The organism is Desulfomonile tiedjei DSM 6799 (genome assembly GCF_000266945.1).
Taxonomy (GTDB): Bacteria; Desulfobacterota; Desulfomonilia; order Desulfomonilales; family Desulfomonilaceae; genus Desulfomonile; species Desulfomonile tiedjei.
The window spans coordinates 4,377,749-4,397,534 of sequence record NC_018025.1 but is presented as its reverse complement, the minus strand read 5'-3'; the positions used below and the strand labels follow the sequence as shown (position 1 = coordinate 4,397,534).

16 protein-coding genes are annotated in these 19,786 nt (G+C 50.5%); 14 read left to right on the top strand and 2 right to left on the bottom strand.

Going from position 1 to position 19,786, the window contains the following annotated elements; all coding sequences use genetic code 11:
* Position 1: 1 nt before the first annotated feature.
* From DESTI_RS18685 to DESTI_RS18645, 8 genes are all read left to right on the top strand, one after another.
* Positions 2–1,780, top strand: a complete 1,779-nt coding sequence (locus DESTI_RS18685; protein ID WP_014811529.1) for a 2-oxoacid:acceptor oxidoreductase subunit alpha — start codon at positions 2–4, stop codon at positions 1,778–1,780.
* Positions 1,777–2,595, top strand: a complete 819-nt coding sequence (locus DESTI_RS18680; protein ID WP_014811528.1) for a thiamine pyrophosphate-dependent enzyme — start codon at positions 1,777–1,779, stop codon at positions 2,593–2,595. Before DESTI_RS18685 ends, DESTI_RS18680 begins: the two co-directional genes overlap by 4 nt.
* 225 nt (positions 2,596–2,820) lie before the next feature.
* Entirely contained in the window at positions 2,821–4,218 is a 1,398-nt protein-coding gene (locus tag DESTI_RS18675) for a class II fumarate hydratase (protein WP_014811527.1), read from the top strand.
* Between the two features lie 670 nt (positions 4,219–4,888).
* Positions 4,889–5,311 (top strand): hypothetical protein, encoded by a 423-nt coding sequence (locus DESTI_RS18665; RefSeq protein WP_014811525.1) that lies wholly within the window; start codon positions 4,889–4,891, stop codon positions 5,309–5,311.
* Between the two features lie 475 nt (positions 5,312–5,786).
* Positions 5,787–7,148, top strand: a complete 1,362-nt coding sequence (locus DESTI_RS18660; protein WP_014808181.1) for an IS701 family transposase — start codon at positions 5,787–5,789, stop codon at positions 7,146–7,148.
* A gap of 184 nt (positions 7,149–7,332) precedes the next feature.
* Positions 7,333–8,385, top strand: a complete 1,053-nt coding sequence (gene hflK / locus DESTI_RS18655) for an FtsH protease activity modulator HflK (RefSeq protein ID WP_014811524.1) — start codon at positions 7,333–7,335, stop codon at positions 8,383–8,385.
* A gap of 3 nt (positions 8,386–8,388) precedes the next feature.
* Positions 8,389–9,273 carry a protease modulator HflC gene (hflC, locus tag DESTI_RS18650; RefSeq protein WP_014811523.1) on the top strand — a complete coding sequence of 295 codons (885 nt, stop codon included), beginning with the start codon at positions 8,389–8,391 and terminating at the stop codon, positions 9,271–9,273.
* A 90-nt stretch (positions 9,274–9,363) separates the two neighbouring features.
* Positions 9,364–10,836 (top strand): B12-binding domain-containing radical SAM protein, encoded by a 1,473-nt coding sequence (locus DESTI_RS18645; RefSeq protein ID WP_014811522.1) that lies wholly within the window; start codon positions 9,364–9,366, stop codon positions 10,834–10,836.
* A 42-nt stretch (positions 10,837–10,878) separates the two neighbouring features.
* Here DESTI_RS18645 and DESTI_RS18640 read toward each other — a convergent pair whose 3' ends face one another.
* Both DESTI_RS18640 and DESTI_RS18635 read right to left on the bottom strand, forming a co-directional pair.
* Positions 10,879–11,511, bottom strand: a complete 633-nt coding sequence (locus DESTI_RS18640) for a hypothetical protein (protein WP_014811521.1) — start codon at positions 11,509–11,511, stop codon at positions 10,879–10,881.
* A gap of 325 nt (positions 11,512–11,836) precedes the next feature.
* Entirely contained in the window at positions 11,837–12,598 is a 762-nt protein-coding gene (locus tag DESTI_RS18635) for a 5'-methylthioadenosine/S-adenosylhomocysteine nucleosidase family protein (protein WP_157212204.1), read from the bottom strand.
* 57 nt (positions 12,599–12,655) lie between these two features.
* On the opposite strand from DESTI_RS18635, the gene ahbB reads away from it, so the two are divergent.
* The 6 genes from ahbB (at position 12,656) to DESTI_RS18605 (ending at position 19,665) form a co-directional block, all read left to right on the top strand.
* On the top strand, positions 12,656–13,141 hold the full coding sequence (gene ahbB / locus DESTI_RS18630) for a siroheme decarboxylase subunit beta (protein WP_014811519.1): 486 nt from the start codon (positions 12,656–12,658) through the stop codon (positions 13,139–13,141).
* Positions 13,142–13,152: 11 nt separating this feature from the next.
* Positions 13,153–14,430, top strand: a complete 1,278-nt coding sequence (hemL, locus tag DESTI_RS18625) for a glutamate-1-semialdehyde 2,1-aminomutase (RefSeq protein WP_014811518.1) — start codon at positions 13,153–13,155, stop codon at positions 14,428–14,430.
* A 252-nt stretch (positions 14,431–14,682) separates the two neighbouring features.
* Complete coding sequence (locus tag DESTI_RS18620) at positions 14,683–15,615, top strand: hydrogenase small subunit (RefSeq protein ID WP_014811517.1); 933 nt, start codon at positions 14,683–14,685, stop codon at positions 15,613–15,615.
* A gap of 55 nt (positions 15,616–15,670) precedes the next feature.
* Complete coding sequence (locus DESTI_RS18615; protein WP_014811516.1) at positions 15,671–17,335, top strand: nickel-dependent hydrogenase large subunit; 1,665 nt, start codon at positions 15,671–15,673, stop codon at positions 17,333–17,335.
* Positions 17,336–17,767: 432 nt separating this feature from the next.
* Positions 17,768–19,129, top strand: coding sequence for an IS701 family transposase (locus DESTI_RS18610; protein WP_014808181.1), 1,362 nt, complete (start codon positions 17,768–17,770; stop codon positions 19,127–19,129).
* Positions 19,130–19,434: 305 nt separating this feature from the next.
* A complete protein-coding gene (locus tag DESTI_RS18605) occupies positions 19,435–19,665 on the top strand; it encodes a hypothetical protein (protein WP_014811515.1) in 231 nt (76 codons plus the stop codon).
* Positions 19,666–19,786: the final 121 nt, after the last annotated feature.

Below are 19,786 nucleotides of genomic sequence, written 5' to 3'. Positions count from 1 at the left end.
CATGCCCAAAGTGGATATGACGATTGAAGTCTGCGGAATGGCCGGGGATGGTACCATTGCGGCAGGCGGTCTCATTAATGAAGCCATGTCTCTTGGCGGTTTCTCAGTCCTAGGGTTCGATTCCTATCCCGCTGAAATACGCGGGTTCGGACGTTGTGTGACACGTTCCAGGATCGGCACGAACTCCATCGTAGCTCTTGAAGATAAGACTCACGTATTGATCTCGCTGGATGACAAGCAATCCAAATCACGTGTTCCGTTTCTTGCAGAAGACTCAGTAGCTCTTTTCGATAATCAGCCTCCTTCCTATGTCTCCGAAAAGGAGTCTCTAGCTGCAGAAATAGAACCCGGCACAGCGCTGTACGGACTTCCCATGGGCGATCTCGCCACAAGTGCTGCCGGCACTTCCCGAGGGAGAAATCTTACTGCTCTCGGAGCCTTTGCAGCGATTTTCGGTGTTCATCCGGATTGGTTTCGTGAAGTAATCACCAGGAAATTTCGATCCAAAGGTGAGCGGATTCTTGACGCGAACCTCAAGAGTTTCGATGCAGGATACGTATACGCCCAGAAAACATTTCGCGATAGATTGCGAGCGGTTTTCTCGACAGTAGATGCGAAGGCTATGGACAAAAATAAAGTGATGCTATCGGGCAATCAGGCAATCGGAATGGCCGCTCTGGATGCAGGACTCCGATTCTACTTCGGCTATCCCATCACCCCTGCCACCCCGATCATGGAGTTCCTGGCCAAGCATTTACCGCAGCGCGGGGGACGCGTGGTTCAGATGGAAGACGAAATAGCCTCCATTGGTGCAGTCCTCGGAGCTTTTTATACCGGCGCGCGTGCCATGACCGCAACGTCGGGACCCGGATTCGCACTCATGACGGAGCTCACCACCCACGGGATAATGGCGGAGATACCCGCGGTGATTCTCGATGCGCAGAGAGGCGGACCATCCACCGGATTGCCGACCAAGACAGAGCAATCGGATCTGCATGCGGCAGTGTTCGGCGGACCCGGAGATTCCCCGAGAATAGTGATTGCTCCCACCAATGTGGCCGAATGCTACCACCTGACGGTAAAGAGCTTCCAGTTAGCCGAAAAATATCAGACGCCGGTAATCGTGCTCACAGACTTCTACCTGGATAACAGAGTGGAAAATCTGGTGATGCCGGTTGCGACGGAACAGGAAAAGGCTGACGGTTCGGTATACCCGGACGCTTCTGCACAGAATGAGTATGTCCGGTATCTCGATACGGAATCGGGTATTTCGCCTCGATCGCTGCCCGGAATGGAGGGATTTGCGTACGTGGCAACGGGTCTTGAGCACACAGAACGCGGGCAGCCAGACTATTCGCCGGAAATACACATGAAAATGACGGAAAAACGGTTCCGAAAGATTCGGTCTGCCCTGGCCGATTTGCCGGTTCCGGAAGAACTCTCTTCGGATGGTGAACTCGATGTGGGCGTCATCGGATGGGGCTCCACCTTCGGTTCCATCGAAGAGGCAGTGTATACTGCTCAGGAAAAGGGCTTGAGGGTAGGGGGGCTAAAGATAATCTCGCTCTATCCATTCCATGAACGCGAAATACGCACTTTCATGAACAAGTGCCGTTATGTTCTTATTCCGGAGTTGAATTTCGAAGGGCAACTCGCGGATCTTATCGGGAAACTCCATAAAGGCGATGTGGTTCGGCTGAATCTGGTAACCGGAACTCCCATGTCGCCCGCTTATATCCTGGAGCGAATCGAAGCCCTTCTTCAGGAAGGTGTGGCATGAAAACAGCCGCAAAAGTTCTAGCGGAGCAAATAGAGCATATCAAAGAATCCAAGGCGTTCGACATACGTTCCGAGGCCTTGCCGACCTGGTGTCCGGGGTGCGGATACTTCGGCATTCACCAGGGTTTGAATGCCTGCATCCAGGAACTGGAAATTCCTCACCATCAGATCGTTACCGTCTCAGGTATCGGATGTGCCGGCCGTTATCCTTTCTTCACCAGTACATACGGACTCCACACTGTGCATGGACGCACGCTTCCCGTCGCAACAGGAGTGAAAGCCGGAAATCCAGATCTGACGGTGTATGTCATCGGAGGTGACGGTGACGGGCTTGCCATCGGTGGAGGGCATTTTCCCCATGTGTGCCGCAGAAACGTGAACATAAATTATCTCATGTTCGACAACTCCATCTACGGACTCACCAAAGGTCAGCCGTCTCCCAGCTCGCCGCTGGGAACCAAGACGAAGGCAAGCCCCTTTGGAACTCAGGACAAACCTCTGAATGCAACGCTCATGGCATTAACGTACGGAGCATCCTTCATCGCGCGCCTCTTTGCCGGAGACCCCAAAGGAATAACCGAGGCGGTGAAAGAAGGAACAAGACACGAAGGCTTTGCATTCTTCCATATCTACTCGACCTGCCTCACTTTCGATAAGACATTCAAAACCTGGGCAAACCTCAAAAAATGGGTCCACCCGGTACCGGAAGACCACGATCCCACAGACTTCAAAAAGGCATTTGAACTCGTACTCAATGACGACTACGCTACTGGAATTATCTTCAGGAGGACTCATACTGACACAGTCAAGAAGTAATATTGGGGGGACCTTCTTTGTAAAGAATGTCTCCCCAAACCCCCTCCAAGAAACTTTTATCATTCGCCGGAACCCAATTTCCTGTAAGGAAATTCGGGTTCCGGCAAGTGTCAAAAGTTCTTGAGGTGGGGTTCGGGGAGGAACTTCTTACAAGAAGTTCCTCCCCGATTTTCTTCTATGACTGGGATGCAGTATGAGTCCTCCTGAATTGTTGGAGGGCAGAGCATGGGACACAGGAAAGAATATGACAGTATGGGCGAGGTCCTGGTGCCTGAGGACGCGTACTATGGTGCACAGACCAAGAGAGCGATGGAGAACTTTGCCACCTCCGGGCTTGTTTTCCAGCCGTCATTTGTCAGGGCGCTTGGGATGATCAAGAAGTACGCGGCGATGGTCAATCGAGATTTGGGATTGCTTCCCGCGGATATCGCGGAACCTATTATTCAAGCTGCAACTGAAGTGGTCGAAGGCAAGCTGGACGATCAATTCGTGCTTGATGTGTTTCAGACGGGGAGCGGGACGTCCACCAATATGAACGTGAATGAAGTTGTTGCCGGAAGGGCAAACGAGCTGCTCACTGGTAAAAGGGGGGGTAAATCTCCGGTCCACCCGAACGATCACGTGAATAAAGGGCAGTCCAGCAACGACGTGATTCCCACAGCGATTCACATAGCGGCAACAGTCCTGCTGCGTACCCGTCTTATCCCTGCGCTGGAAGATTTGCAGAAGGCCTTAGCGGATAGAGCGAGAGAATTCTCGACGATTCACAAAATCGGCAGGACCCACCTCCAGGATGCGGTTCCGGTTACGCTGGGCAATGAGTTCAGCGGATATGCCAGACAAATCGAATTAGGCATAGCTCGACTCCGGTCCCTGGAAGATAGGCTCGGAGAATTGGCTCTCGGCGGAACTGCTGTCGGTAACGGGTTGCAGGCGCATCCGGAATTTGCTCCAAGAGTGATCGAGCTCATCTCTCGAGAAACGCAGTCTCCTTTTCGCGAGGCACTCAATCACTTTGAAGCACAAGCTGCTCAGGATGCAGCAGTGGAGACCAGCGGAGCGCTCAAGACGCTGGCAGTAAGTCTCATAAAGATTGCAAATGACATTCGCTGGCTCGCTTCCGGGCCGCGCTGCGGAATAGGGGAAATCAACATACCTTCTCTGCAGCCCGGCTCTTCTATCATGCCGGGAAAAGTGAACCCTGTTATTCCTGAAGTAGTCATACAGGTGTGCGCTCAAGTGATTGGAAATGACACTGCCATAACGCTTGGAGGCCAGTGGGGTAATTTCGAGCTGAATACAATGCTTCCCTTGATAGCTTACAATTTACTGCAATCTATTGAATTCCTGGATACTGTGGCCAGACGCTTCACGTCCAAATGTGTAACGGGCATCACAGCGAATGCTGAAAAATGCCGAAGCAATATCGAAAAGAGCCTTGCCATGGCCACAGCATTAAACCCGGTCCTTGGGTACGAAAGGGCCGCGAAGGTAGCGCAACGAGCTTTTCTCGAAGGAAAGACAATCCGCGAAGTAGTGCTCGCTGAAAAATTGATGACGGAACAAGAGATCGACAGATTGATCGACGATGCAATACGCGCCGGAACCGCGCAAGACGCGTAATGATATCAGGAGTGGGCTCGTCCGACGGATTCCCCGAAACTCCAGATGTAGAGCGATTTGCCAAGAATTATGACGCTTGTTCTGCACTCGAATACACGATATTAGTAGGGACCGGCGTCCCTGCCGGTCCATTTTATCGATATCATTGTATATTGAAGATGTGCCGGCACGGAGGCACGGCACCCACCAAGACTCCTATTCTCAACCGGATATTATATAATTCCGGCAATTTCTACCCTTATCCAGTCCTGGAGCACCATTTCCTGTACATCCAAAACAATGAGATTTCAGGAAACGGGGGGAATAGATACATGAAAGTTCAGTCTTCTCGCCGCTCTGAAAATGCGCGCGGTGGGAAATACGCTCCCAAAAGTGCTAAGCGCGATTGTGTCGCGCCGCGCGAAAAGTGGTTCAATGTATCGCGATTTAGAGAAATAAGTTAAGGTATATTCGCGAAATAGAAAAAGATAAAAGATACAATATTCGCGTTTGAGCAATAATAATTTCTTGACTCGCCGCGAACGGGGTGATAGGAGCCCACCCCATGAGTTTGAGACGCCAACCAGTGCGTCTCCGGTGATATGATTAGGTGTATGGGGTTCGCTCAACTCTACATTCTGTCAGTAATCATTACAGTACACATATAAATAACAGTCTAAAGGAGTGCCCAATGACTCAGAGCGCGTCTCACGTCTCCTCCGCAGGGGTTCTGGATTCGTATGATTTTAATCGTAACTACAAGTACCTGAAGAAGCTTATTGAGGAACTGAAGACGGAAAACAGCGTAAGCTTTCGCAAGGAAGTGTTCGGAGAAGATGAGCCTGATCGCACATTGACAAAAAAGCAGATGAAGCAGCTTTTCAAGTTTCTCCGCAAAATTGAGGGCCACTATAAGGAATGCTGTAACCCTCCAATACCGGAAGACCTGGAAAAAGGTATCAGAAAACGGGAAGCTTCAAGCTGGCTACCCTGGGAAGAAGAAGCAATTGAGAAAGTAGACGCGTGGCGAGCCGCTCTTCAGGAAAGAAAGCTACAGGCAAGAGAAATGTTTAACAGGGCCCTCCTGGAAATTCGAAACGGACGGATGCCGTAACAGCACTCTTCAAAAGGAACAAATATTCGCGAATAACCCACCATTCGGCTGATCGCTACAATTCCTCAAGGGACGATCCCTATTTCGTCCCTTTTTTTTATCGTTCACTTGACCTTTCATGTATAGCAGAGCGCTTTACCAACTCATCCCCGAGCCTTCGCTATCTTATAGTCAGTGCCAAAAATTTCGTCGTTTGTCCCGCGTGTGGAATTACAGGATATTGGTGGGGACCGGCGTCCCTGCCGGTCCATTTTAGCGATATCATTGATCATATTGAAGACGTGCCGGCACGGAGGCACGGCACCTACCAGTATCCCTGTCCTCAATCGGGCATTGGTTTTGGCAATTCCTATATATCTATAGTTTCGCCCTTTTTGTATTCTGGACGGTTAGATGGTGAGATAATCCTTGAAAAAATAAGGCGTTCCGCACATACCCGGTTTTGTGTAAAGATTCTGGGAAGGAGGAACGCCAGTTGAAGAGATCTATACCAGATCCGTTCGGGATTGACGAGATTCATTTCAGAGCGTGTTTCAGCGCACCGAGTTTCCGTATCTTCGTTGCGCTGGTGGTCGGTTGGGTGCTCACTATGGGCAAGCACACTATCAGCCAGGTGATTCTGACCATGAGACTCCATGAATCCAAGCACTTCGCCAGCATCTACCGATTCCTCGGCAAGGGACGATGGGAGACTGACTTTGTCTCCTATTTCGTCTTCAGAATGTTGGTAGAAACGCTGATTGCAGAAGGGATCGAGATCCTTGTGGTGATTGACGACACCTTGAACAAGCACACTGGCAAGAAGATCTGTGGCGCGGGCTGGCAGCATGATGGTTCACTCCCAAAGCATACTAAGCAAAAGGGGTATGGAGTGTGCTTTGTCATCATAGGACTGGCGATTCGCCTTCCCGGCATCAGCGATCGCATGTTTTGTCTGCCATACGCTGCCCGCCTTTGGTGGCCGCCAAAGGCCAAGTTTAATCCCAAGAGCCTGCCCTACAAGACAAAACCCGAACTTGGATTGGATCTTATAAATCTGACTCATTCATGGCTCCAAGAGGGAGAAAGACTGAGAATTGTGTTCGACCTGGGATACTGCTGCGATACCATCCTCAAAGCACGACCCAAGAATGTGCACATTACAGGGAGGCTGAGAAAGGATGCAGCTTTGTTCGCTGTGCTGGAACCTGCTCCATTTACAGTGATGGGCAGACCTCGCAAGAGAGGCGCTCGACTGCCCTCCCTGGAAACGATGTTCCAGGACCCCAATCTGGGGTGGAATGAGATTAGGGTCTTCTGCTATGGAAAACAAACTAAGCTCCTGATACATCAGTTCACGGCGCTATGGTATCATAGCGCAGGGCAACAGCCTCTTTCGATCGTGTTGTGCCATGACCCGGCCGGCCACCATGCCAATATGGTGTTTTTCGATACGGACCCTCAGGCTGCACCACAGCAGATTATCGAGCGCTACGCTGCACGCTTTAGCATTGAGATGACCAATCGAGAGACCAAGAACCTCCTGGGTGCGGCTGAACCTCAGTGTCGGAAAGAGACCTCGGTAACCCGTGCCCCTATGTTTGCTTACTGGGCCTACTGCTTTGTAGTGCTTTGGTTCGTTGGGCAATTCGTCACTGCAAAGAACCTCGTTGCCGACCCGGCTCCCTGGTACTGCCGGAAAAAGTCGTTCACCTTTTCAGACATGCTGGCAGCAGCTCGAAGGAGTCATTTCTCGCTGAGAATTTATTCGAAAGCCAGCCGAATCAATAAGTTCGAAAAACTCAACGGCCCGCGCTCCACGCGCGGACTCGACCATGCAAGAATCGCGAAACTATAGATATATGCATAACTGCGAAATGGTATTAGAAGTCGCACCAGTATTCATCCGTGATCTGTGGAGCGTCAAGTCGGATCGTTGCCTGATTTTGTTATATCAGACCCTTGGGAACGAAGGTACGAGATATTTGCTTTCCCATCGGTCATGAACTATAAAAGGGGGATGGTGGTTCAAAGGAGGGACAATGGACCAATTCAGGCCGAGAGAAGATCCTAACCCTGTGCGCGATCTACAACGCGGCGTAGAAGATTTCAGAGCTTTAATGGACCGGTTCCTGAAAGGCCGCGGACTTTTCTTTTTTATTTTGATTCTTTTCCTTGTATATCTTGCTTCGGGCATTTATATCGTGGGACCCGGCGAAAAAGGCGTGGTCCTCATGTTCGGAGAAGTGCACTCCATCACCGATCCAGGATTAAGATATCGGCTGCCTAAACCTTTCATGTCCCATACTGTTGTGGATATTGCCAAGGTCCGGCGTGCAGAAATCGGGTTCAGGTCCGACCGCAACAGGACGCGGACTGTTCCCGTGGAATCGCTCATGCTGACTGGTGACGAAAACATAGTGGATGTTCAACTGTTTGTTCAATACTTGGTCCAAGATCCGGTCAAGTTCCTGTTCGGTGCCGATGCCCCCGAAAATGCGCTGAAGACCTCTGCTGAAGTGGCGCTTCGTGGAGTCGTCGGGGAAAACACCATCGATCATACGATGACAGAGGGCCGCCTTGAGATTCAGCAGAAGGTTGAGACATACCTGCAACGACTTCTCGATTCGTACAATACAGGGCTGAAGGTTACTCAGGCACGACTTCTCGTGGTCGATCCTCCTGCTCAAGTGCAGGAGGCATTTCATGATGTTGTTCGAGCCTGGGAAGATCGCGAACGCCTGATAAAAGAAGCTGAAGGATTCAGAGAAGACGTCATCCCCAAAGCCAGAGGTCAGGCGCAGCAAACCATTCGCGAAGCTGAAGCCTACAAAGCGCAGCGTGTTATCCGTGCAAAAGGCGATGCAGAAAGGTTCACGACTGTCCTGCGGGAATACGTGAAATCGCCGAGTGTCACGCGAGAGCGCCTTTATCTGGAAACCGCCGAGCAGTTCCTTCCTGGAACCAAGAAGTACATAATGGAGAATGGAAGTTCCAGAGTATTGCCTGTTCTTCCGCTTACGCCCCCCAGTGCTGCGATGATGCAGTCCAGTCCCGCCGACCAAGAAAAGTCGACGGAAAAGAAAGGCAATTAGGACATGATCAGAGTAGTACTCGCCATAATCATAATTTTGGTGGTCCTGGCTCAATCGGCTTTCGTCATCTCTGAAGGTGAGCAGGGGATGATCCTGCAGTTCGGAAAGCCCATGCGCATTATTCGTCAGCCGGGATTGTACTTCAAGTATCCGCTCATTCAGGATCTCATTTTACTGGACAAACGAATCCTTGTGGCAGAAGCAAGGCCTGCGGAATACATTACGCTCGATAAGAAGCGACTCACGGTCGACACCGTCTCACGCTGGAAAATCGAAGACCCACTGATTTTCTATCAGACAGTCCAGAATTATCAGGGAGCAATTGCGCGGATGAATGATATTATTTCAGCGCGATTGCGACAGGAAATCGCAAATCATTTCTTCAAAGATTTCATCCGAGAGGAACGCGAACGGATCATGCGCCACGTAACGGCTGGCACCGCCGATGTCGCGTCGAAATTTGGTATTTCGGTAATTGACGTCCGTATTAAACGTGTCGATTTACCGGAAGAGGTACAAAATAGCGTGTTCGCCCGCATGAAAGCCGAACGTGAGCGGATAGCAAAACGTTACCGGGCTGAAGGTGAGGAGAAAGCAAAGGAAATCCGCGCAAACGCCAACAAAGAGAAGGAGATAATTCTCGCGGAAGCGTACCGGCAATCCGAAGTCTTATCCGGAGAAGGGGATGCAGAAGCTACTGCAATTTATGCAGATGCGTACGGAAAAGACGAGAATTTCTTCTCTTTCACAAGGCATCTTGAAGCGTACAAAAAGATTTTCGGAACAGAAACTTCTTTGATGTTGCGGCCTGATTCCGAATTGCTTAAGTATTTTGACTCTCCGCTCGGTCAACAACTCAAGCAATTACCGGGTAAAGGACAAAAATAGAATTGAGTGGCGCCTTGTCGCACCGGCTTTATTTGAATCTCTTATAAAACGATCTACTTCAACGAATTAGTCAGCGGTAAGGAGTTAACAATGAAAGCATTACTTGTGTATCCGGCTATTCCGGATACTTTCTGGAGCTTTAAGCACATATTGAAATTCATCCGCAAGAGAGCGGCCCATGTTCCTCTCGGTCTGTTGACCATTGCTTCCATGCTTCCCGAAGACTGGCAGTTGCGTCTCATTGACATGAATGCGCAGGATCTCAGCGATCGCGATATTGCCTGGGCCGATGTGGTGCTCATCGGGGCTATGGTGATTCAACGGGAATCCGTAAAGGACGTTGCTTCGCGTGCCAAAGCCGCCGGGAAACTGGTGATTGCAGGCGGTCCGCTGTTTTCCAGCATGTGGAATGAATTCGATGAAATAGATCATTTCGTGCTCAGCGAAGCTGAAATAACGCTTCCTTTGTTTCTCGAGGATTTTCAAGCAGGGCGTGCCAAACGCGTGTATGACTCGGATATTAAACCGGATATCACGAAAACGCCTCTTCCCAAATGGGAACTGCTCAACATGAAATTGTATGCATCCATGTCCGTGCAATACTCACGAGGATGCCCCTTTGACTGCGAATTCTGCGACATAGTGAATCTCAACGGTCGCCGGCCGCGGGTAAAATCCAACGAACAGATGGTACGCGAGTTCGAAATCCTGTATAACCTGGGATGGCGAGGACGCCTTTTCATCGTTGACGACAACTTCATCGGTAATCGTGTGAAAGTGAAGTCTACGCTAAGAACCCTTACCGAATGGCAAATAGCGAAAAAATATCCGTTCTCTCTGTTTACGGAAGCTTCAGTGAATCTCGCCCAGGACGAGGAACTCATGCAGTTGATGACCTCCGCGGGATTCGACAGTGTATTTTTGGGACTTGAAACGCCGGCTGAAGAAAGTCTCATGGAATGCGGCAAACACCAGAATAGATCCGTAGACCTCCTTGAGGCGGTGAAGACTATTCAGCGACATGGCATGGAGGTAATGGGCGGCTTTATTATCGGATTTGACAACGATCCTCCCAACATCTTCGAGCGCCAGATCAAGTTCATTCAGAATAGCGGCATTTCCAAGGCAATGATCGGTCTTCTGAATGCTATTCCGGGAACTCGCCTGTACAAGAGACTGCAATCGGAAGGCCGTCTTATACAGGGTTGTACTGGTGATAACTGTGACGGTTCGCTGAATTTTATTCCCAAAATGGATGCTCAGATCTTACGAGACGGGTACCAAACGGTGTTGAATTATATTTACTCACCACGAGAGTACTATGACAGGGTTCTGGAATTCCTCAAGGATTACCGGCCCGTACGCAGAAGACGTCTTCAGCTTTTGGAGATCAGGGCATTTTTTAACTCAATTCTCTATCTGGGTATTCTGGACAAGGGCAAGAACAAAATTTACTATTGGAAGCTCTTGATAAAGGCGTTCCTCTTTCATCGTCAGTCGTTCGGAGAAGCAGTATCCCACGCGATATTCGGCTATCACTTCCGAAAGTTGTTGAAAAAATAGATCATGCATTTACACCGATTCGACGGACTCGGTTAGTCTGGGTCAGTCGAATCGGACCAGAATATCTTCACTCTTTTTCACGAATATCTCACCGTCCAACTGCATTGCATAGTATCCGTTTGCATGCTCCGGAAGACGTTCTATATGCCAGGTTTTTGAAAACCCGAAAAATCCGATGCTCAATGTTTGTTCCGTGATAGTAAGAGTTCCCCCGCGCACCCGGGAATTCGCTGTTACATAATCTGCTTTGCCTGAAGGATAAATCTTAATATACGTTCCCTGGTTTCCGTACCATTCTCCGACAAAAGGGAATTGATTCGATTTCAATGGTCGCGGTCCCAACAGCTCCGGTAATCCATCATATTTCTGTACCGTGAAGGTAACGCCTGCAATGGCGACCACGAACAGAATTGCCCCCAGTATGCCTAGAACTTTTCCGGTCTTAAGCATTCGCGTCCGTCGGGGAGACACCGTTCCGGCCCGAATTCCTTTCAGGTCCGAATTGGCGACTATCCAGGCAATAATTCCCAGAGGACCGCACATGAAAAGAGAAAGGATTCCAAGGAAAAGTACGAGATCCGCTCGACTCTCGCGCAAATGCATTTCCTGCGCTGTGGTTTCCTGAACCGTCGGCTGTTCAGGATCTATATTGGGAGTCGAACTGTCGTCACTCATAGCACTCTGTACCGTCCTTCTCTCACTGATCGGCAGTGACCCTCATCTGTATATGTGACATTTGATCGAAAGAATTTGTAGCATGCCGGATGTCATGGAATTGCCAAAAAAGAAGCCCGACGGCTAAGACAAAAGGGTATGGCTCCAACAAGGAGGATACGGTCGTTCCGCCGGGCGAATTTCAAGGCTAGCAATGTTACCTTAAAACAATGGAATGCAAGAAGTCAATTTTTTATTTTGCCTTGATGGCATAATTGTTCAATTTTGAATAAAGTATATCAACGGCTATATAGCAGTTGACATAATTTTTAACCTTTTGGACACCCTATCCACTTAATCGAGGCGGGGGACAGATTTGTCGAACTATTCTCACAAGCACAGGGTGAAGTATTTCTATGGAAGAAGCAAATCTCCTGAGAAAAAGATGACGATGCCATTTGGCCCTGAGAACGCCGGGTAAACTGCAGGGGGCGTTCCACTGTATGCGAGTCTCCCGGATGCCGGGCAGAGGGTGAGAATGAAAATCATCGGAAATAACCCGAAGAGATACAAAAGGAACATCCAATCTGCATGCTTCGATTCCGATAGCATGGCTCTCCATATCTACCGCTAGAGCTCCGGTTTCCACGTGTAATCTTTTTCGGTCCTCTTGGGGGAACACGGCTTCTCGCACGGTTGCGAGGCGCGCAACACTCATGGAACATGATTCAAGCGTACACGCACGGGAGACATCTCTCACCAGGTCTTCATCGCAGTGTAAGATGGATGCCGGATCGTGTCCATATACGGTTTCCGACGAGACTACCAGATGAGTCCGTTCCAGGGTGGGAACGAGTCCCCCCGCAGTCCCTGCGCTCAACACGGCCTTCGGTTTCGTTGCGAGCTTTCTGATGGCGGCTGCAGCTTTTTCCGGCCCAATTCCGCATCGCACTACGAGAATCGTACGGCCTTCGAAGTAGGCTTCGCGATAAACGGCATGTCCCGATCTCCAACGTTTGCGGACCTCGAGCCTCTGCAGAAACGGAAACTGTTCCATTCCCATGGGAAACACTATGCAGACGTAATCTGTATTTTCACTGTTTTTCACGGGCATAACGGTGTATAGTAATCGGATTATGCATAGAATATCATAGAGTATTGCCGCATGGAATTGGACTCCGTCGATCGAAAGATTCTGATTGCTTTACAGGGAGACCTGGGGGACTCACCTGAACCGTACGCCTGCATGGCCCGTGAATTGGATGTGAGCGAAGATGAAGTGATTCGTCGGATAAAAAGTATGCTCGACCAGGGAATAATAAGGCGTCTTGGCGCCATGATCCGCCATATCGAGGCTGGAATCGGTTTTAATGGGATGGTGGTCTGGAAGGTTGAACCTGAACGTGTGGAAGAGGTGGGAAACCTCCTTGCCTCATTTCCAGAAGTTACCCATTGCTACGAACGACCTCCGTTCGGGGACAAAGGTTTTACACTCTTTACCATGGTGCACGCTGCATCCGAAGAAGGTTGTCTCGAAACCATAAAGAGCATGTCCGAGCAAACGGGGATAACGGACTATGAAATCCTGTTCAGCGAACGGGAATTGAAGAAGGTCAGCATGACCTATTTCGATGAAGAAGATCTGATATAAGGTGATTTTGCATGAAGAACAACAGCACTTCAGAAGCGCTCTTTGAGAAAGCTCAAGCGGTCATACCCGGAGGTGTAAATTCGCCTGTGCGAGCTTTCAAATCCGTCGGCCTGCCTCCGCGATTCATACAATCGGGAAGCGGTTCGAAAATCAGGGACGTGGATGGAAACGAATTCATAGATTTCGTGGGATCGTGGGGCCCTCTCATTTTAGGACATGCGCATCCCGAAATCGTCGATGCACTTTCGGATGCCATGCGTAAGGGCACTTCATTCGGTGCGCCTACTCGCCAGGAACTGGAAATGGCGCAGACAATCGCGGACATGGTACCTTCCATAGAGAAAGTAAGGCTCGTGAATTCGGGCACTGAAGCGGCCATGAGTGCCATCCGCCTGGCCAGAGGAGTCACGGGACGAGAAAAGATCCTGAAGTTTTCCGGTTGTTATCACGGTCATAGCGATGGCCTGCTCGCTCGCGCAGGTTCCGGTGCGGCAACTCTTTCGGTTCCCGATTCTCAGGGGGTTCCGAGAAACGTAGTACAGCAGACGGTCGTAGTACCTTTTAACGACCTGCAGGCGGTGCGATCCGAGATCGAAGATAACCCGAATCGTCTGGCAGCAATTATCGTCGAGCCGGTCGCCGGAAACATGGGAGTGGTTCCCCCGAATCCAGGATTTCTGGAGGGTCTTCGAAAGCTCTGTACCCGGGATGGGGCGCTGTTGATCTTCGATGAAGTGATTACGGGATTTCGATTGGCTCCTGGGGGTGCTCAGGAATACTACGGTGTGACGCCGGACATTACGTGCCTGGGGAAAATTATCGGGGGAGGGCTTCCGGTGGGAGCTTTCGGAGGCTCCAGCGACATTATGGATCATCTGGCTCCGGTAGGAGGTGTGTATCAGGCAGGTACTCTTTCCGGTAACCCACTTGCGGTGGCTGCGGGATTGGCTATGTTGAAGATTCTGAAACGGGACAATCCTTATCCTGAGCTGGAAGCTAAGGCCTCTCGCCTTACTGATGGATTGAAGCAAATATTAGATGAGAAGAAAGTGGTACATACGATTAATCGGGTGGGATCGATGTTTTCGCTGTTTTTTCACCCTGGTCCCATAACGTGTTACGAAGAAGCTCTTGGAGCGGATCGCACTGAATTTAGCCGTTTTTTTGCCTCAATGTTGGACAACGGTGTGTATCTTGCCCCGTCAGCTTTTGAAGCCTGGTTTGTGAATGTTACTCACAGTGATGCGGACATAGACGCTACCTTGGATGCGGTAAGGGGAAGTATTTAGGAACTACGGCTGGTGGCACGTCCTGTCAAGATGTAGCACGCTGAAATTACAGCGTATTTTTCTTGATTTTCGGGCTCAGGCCAAGTATTCTAAAGAATCGGCGGGTGCAGTATGGTACTTTTTTGCCCGATATTACCGACTTTCTTACAGTAGTCTAAAACAGGTTTGGAACTCGCATTGGTTCTCATGGAGTAAAACGGATTCTCCAGGTGAGGGATAGTTTTTCAACCAGTCCATGCAAGGAGGTTACTAATGGACAGCTTTATTGATGTTCCCGAACGGTTGGCATTGAAAGGCGTTTCCCGGAGGGACTTTATGAAGTTCTGCGGACTGATGGCGACAGTCCTGGGACTTCCCATGTCATTTGTTCCCAAAATTGCCCATGCTGTAGCGAAGAGACCCCCGGTTGTATGGTTGCACTTCGCCGAATGCACCGGATGCACCGAGTCTTTCATCCGATCTACTCACCCCTGGGCCGCTGATATCATACTCGATACCATAGACTTGGCCTACCACGAAACGATTATGGCCGCAGCGGGCGATCAGGCCGAAGAGATCCTCGAGAAAACCGTCAAGGACAATAAGGGTAAGTTCATCTGTATCGCTGAAGGTGCGATCCCCACAAAAGACAAGGGCGTGTACGGCAAGATTCATGGAAAGACATTCCTGGAAATCGGCAATCACGTCTGTAAGAACGCATTGGCTACAATTGCAGTCGGAAACTGCGCCTGCTCAGGTGGTGTTGCCGCTGCGAAACCCAACCCCACCGAATGCAAGAGCGTCGCTGAAGCAATCGGGATCAAAACGGTCAACCTCGAAGGGTGTCCGCCCAATGCCGACAACATGGTCGCCACTGTGGTGCACTTCCTGCTCTTCGGGAAGATGCCGGCTGTCGACGATCTAGGTCGCCCTCTGTTTGCTTACGGATACCTGATTCACGACAATTGCCCCAGAAGAGGTCATTACGAGAACGAAGAGTTCGTGCAAGAATTCGGAGACGAAGGAGCTGCCAAGGGCTGGTGTCTGCTCAAGGTCGGTTGCGCAGGTCCCAAGACCTATCACAACTGTCCGAAAATCAAATGGAATCAAGGCACAAACTGGCCCATCGAAGCGGGGCATCCCTGCATCGGATGCAGCGAACCCAAATTCTGGGATGAAATGGCGCCATTCTACGTCGCGAAATAAATACGAACTTTTCGAAGCCCTCCAGTGAGGTAAACCTTTCAAAAGGAGCAAAAAAATGGCAAGAGTCGTCGTTGACCCGATCCCACGAATTGAGGGTCACCTGCGCATAGAAGTCGAAGTCGAAAATGGAAAGGTGAAAGACGCCTGGAGCACCGGAACACTATTCCGCGGACTGGAAATTATCCTCCAGGGCAGAGATCCGAGAGACGCTCACCTCATTACCCAGAGATCCTGCGGTGTTTGTACCCTGGTGCATTCACTCGCTTCTGTCAGGGCGGTTGAAGATGCCCTGAAGATAAAGGTCCCGACCAATGCACGGCTGGTAAGAAATCTTACCCATGCTGCTCAGAACATGCACGATCATCCGGTGCACTTCTATCAACTGTGCGCTCTCGACTGGGTCGACGTGGTTTCAGCGCTCAGCGCAGACCCCAAGAAGACTTCGGATCTGTCCGGTGCAGTGAGTGGAAGACCCCAGACCACAAAATATTATGAAGGTCTCAAGGGCAAACTGAAGGCTTTCGTCGATTCCGGACAACTCGGACCCTTTGCAAACGCATACTGGGGACATCCTGCATACAAGCTTCCCCCGGAAGCCAACCTGATGGCAGTCGGCCATTACCTGGATAACTTGCGCCAGCAGGTTTTTGCCGCTCAGATGACTGCTATCTGGGGTGCCAAGAACCCGCATCTTCAAGGACATCTTCCCGGCGGAGTCACCGTTGCCGAGCAGCTCAATGCTGACCGCATTTCTCAGTATCTCTTCCTGCTGAGAGAGCAAATTGCATTCATCGAAGAAGTCTACATTCCGGACCTTCTGGCAGTGGCTTCTTTCTACAAGGACTGGGCAAAGATCGGCGGTAACAAGAATTTTCTCGCCTATGGCGACTTCCCGCAGTCCGATGTCGAGCCCGACAGCTTCTATTTCCCGCGCGGCGCCATCGTCAATGGCGAATTGAAACTCGTGAAGGTCGATCCCACGAAAATCACCGAAGAAGTGACCCGGTCCTGGTATGAGGGAGACAAACCTCTGCATCCCTCAGTCGGAGAAACCAAGCCTCTCACGGGCGATAAGCTCAAAGGCGCTGTTCCCGACACCAAGTCCAAAGACGGCAAGTATAGCTGGATCAAGGCACCCAGATACGACGGACAGGTCATGGAAGTCGGTCCTCTGGCTCAGTGTCTCGTATCCTACACTGGCGGAAACAAAGAGATCAAAGACACCGTGGATGGCGTCCTGAAGAAGCTGGAAGTCGGTCCTGATGCACTGTTCTCCACTCTCGGTCGAGTTGCCGCTCGTGGCATCAAGTGCCTCGTCAACGCCAAGGCTGCCGAAAAGTGGACTATGGAACTCGTCGAGAACATCAAGAAGGGTGACACCAAAACCTTCACGCCGTACAAAATGGATGAGAGCACCAATGGCCAGGGTGCAGGCATGAATGACGTGGCACGCGGTTCCCTCGGACACTGGGTTAACATTGAAAAGGGCAAGATCAAGAATTACCAGCAAGTGGTGCCTTCTACTTGGAACCTTGGTCCGAGTGACGGCAAGAACCAGAAGGGACCCGTTGAGAACGCTCTTATCGGTACACCGGTTGCCGATCCCAAGAAGCCGTTGGAAGTCCTGCGTACAGTGCACTCCTTCGACCCCTGCATCGCGTGCGCTGTCCACGTGATAGATCCCAAGACGAACGAAGTATACAAGTTCCGAGTTTCTTAGTCAGTTCGTTCCCCTCGCACAAAGGCGGCCTTCGGGTCGCCTTTTTTTGTTCTTGCGTCCGACTCCTCGAGCATCTTCTGTTCCGGCTCATCATGCTTTGCAGGTCACAGCCCTCTCGTTCATCTATACCGATTCTCGAAAGTAATCACGGATTGTGAAGAGCAGTTCCCAGCAATTGGTAGCGCCGGCCTCCGTGCCGGCGAACAATTCACCAAACAAAGCAATAAGTTATCGCCGGCAGGGACGCCGGCGCTACTGATTCTTCCCATTGCAGGCATTGGATTCCGTCAAGACTTTCGATAACAGCTATACAGCCTATAGTTTCGCCCTTTTTGTATTCTGGACGGTTAGATGGTGAGATAATCCTTGAAAAAATAAGGCGTTCCGCACATACCCGGTTTTGTGAAAGATTCTGGGAAGGAGGAACGCCAGTTGAAGAGATCTATACCAGATCCGTTCGGGATTGACGAGATTCATTTCAGAGCGTGTTTCAGCGCACCGAGTTTCCGTATCTTCGTTGCGCTGGTGGTCGGTTGGGTGCTCACTATGGGCAAGCACACTATCAGCCAGGTGATTCTGACCATGAGACTCCATGAATCCAAGCACTTCGCCAGCATCTACCGATTCCTCGGCAAGGGACGATGGGAGACTGACTTTGTCTCCTATTTCGTCTTCAGAATGTTGGTAGAAACGCTGATTGCAGAAGGGATCGAGATCCTTGTGGTGATTGACGACACCTTGAACAAGCACACTGGCAAGAAGATCTGTGGCGCGGGCTGGCAGCATGATGGTTCACTCCCAAAGCATACTAAGCAAAAGGGGTATGGAGTGTGCTTTGTCATCATAGGACTGGCGATTCGCCTTCCCGGCATCAGCGATCGCATGTTTTGTCTGCCATACGCTGCCCGCCTTTGGTGGCCGCCAAAGGCCAAGTTTAATCCCAAGAGCCTGCCCTACAAGACAAAACCCGAACTTGGATTGGATCTTATAAATCTGACTCATTCATGGCTCCAAGAGGGAGAAAGACTGAGAATTGTGTTCGACCTGGGATACTGCTGCGATACCATCCTCAAAGCACGACCCAAGAATGTGCACATTACAGGGAGGCTGAGAAAGGATGCAGCTTTGTTCGCTGTGCTGGAACCTGCTCCATTTACAGTGATGGGCAGACCTCGCAAGAGAGGCGCTCGACTGCCCTCCCTGGAAACGATGTTCCAGGACCCCAATCTGGGGTGGAATGAGATTAGGGTCTTCTGCTATGGAAAACAAACTAAGCTCCTGATACATCAGTTCACGGCGCTATGGTATCATAGCGCAGGGCAACAGCCTCTTTCGATCGTGTTGTGCCATGACCCGGCCGGCCACCATGCCAATATGGTGTTTTTCGATACGGACCCTCAGGCTGCACCACAGCAGATTATCGAGCGCTACGCTGCACGCTTTAGCATTGAGATGACCAATCGAGAGACCAAGAACCTCCTGGGTGCGGCTGAACCTCAGTGTCGGAAAGAGACCTCGGTAACCCGTGCCCCTATGTTTGCTTACTGGGCCTACTGCTTTGTAGTGCTTTGGTTCGTTGGGCAATTCGTCACTGCAAAGAACCTCGTTGCCGACCCGGCTCCCTGGTACTGCCGGAAAAAGTCGTTCACCTTTTCAGACATGCTGGCAGCAGCTCGAAGGAGTCATTTCTCGCTGAGAATTTATTCGAAAGCCAGCCGAATCAATAAGTTCGAAAAACTCAACGGCCCGCGCTCCACGCGCGGACTCGACCATGCAAGAATCGCGAAACTATAGATACAGCAGTTGAGATAATTTCTGAACTTTTAGGCACCCTATCCTTTATAAGAAACGGTAGGGCACCGGCGTCTCTGCCGGGCCGAACTGGTCGATTTGTTATGAGAAATGTGCCGGCACGGAGGCACGGCACCTACCGATTTCCGAGAAGCGCATTTCGCAATCGGACAAAAAGTCTGACATCTGCCGTAATTTTGATAAAAACAAAAATAATCACAATATAAAAATCATGAAACCTAATGTTAATTTTAGAGTCTATAGATAAGTAGGTTGAGAAACAAAGCGTTTATAATCAGGAGATAGTGATGGCCTCTCTGTTCCGTGAGTTTACCGCAGCTTACGAGGAATTTCAAAAGCGCTTTCCGAAACATCCGCTCGTGGAGGAGATGCGCAACAGTGTTTCCAGAGGCAGATTTCCTTCAGACAAATGGCTCAGGGAGCACATCGACGCCATGACGCGACTGATGGCGCCCATCTGGAAGCAGGACGATACACGAGCATCCGGCTCATCTTCCGACCGTTCGGACGCTGCATGATACCAATGTGCTTTCATAGAGGGAATATTGAGAAACCTGTTATTTGCCGGTCCCGGCAAATCTCCTTCGCTACGAACGCCACGCCTTGGCGTGGCTGACTTCGCTTCGGAGGCATGCCGGT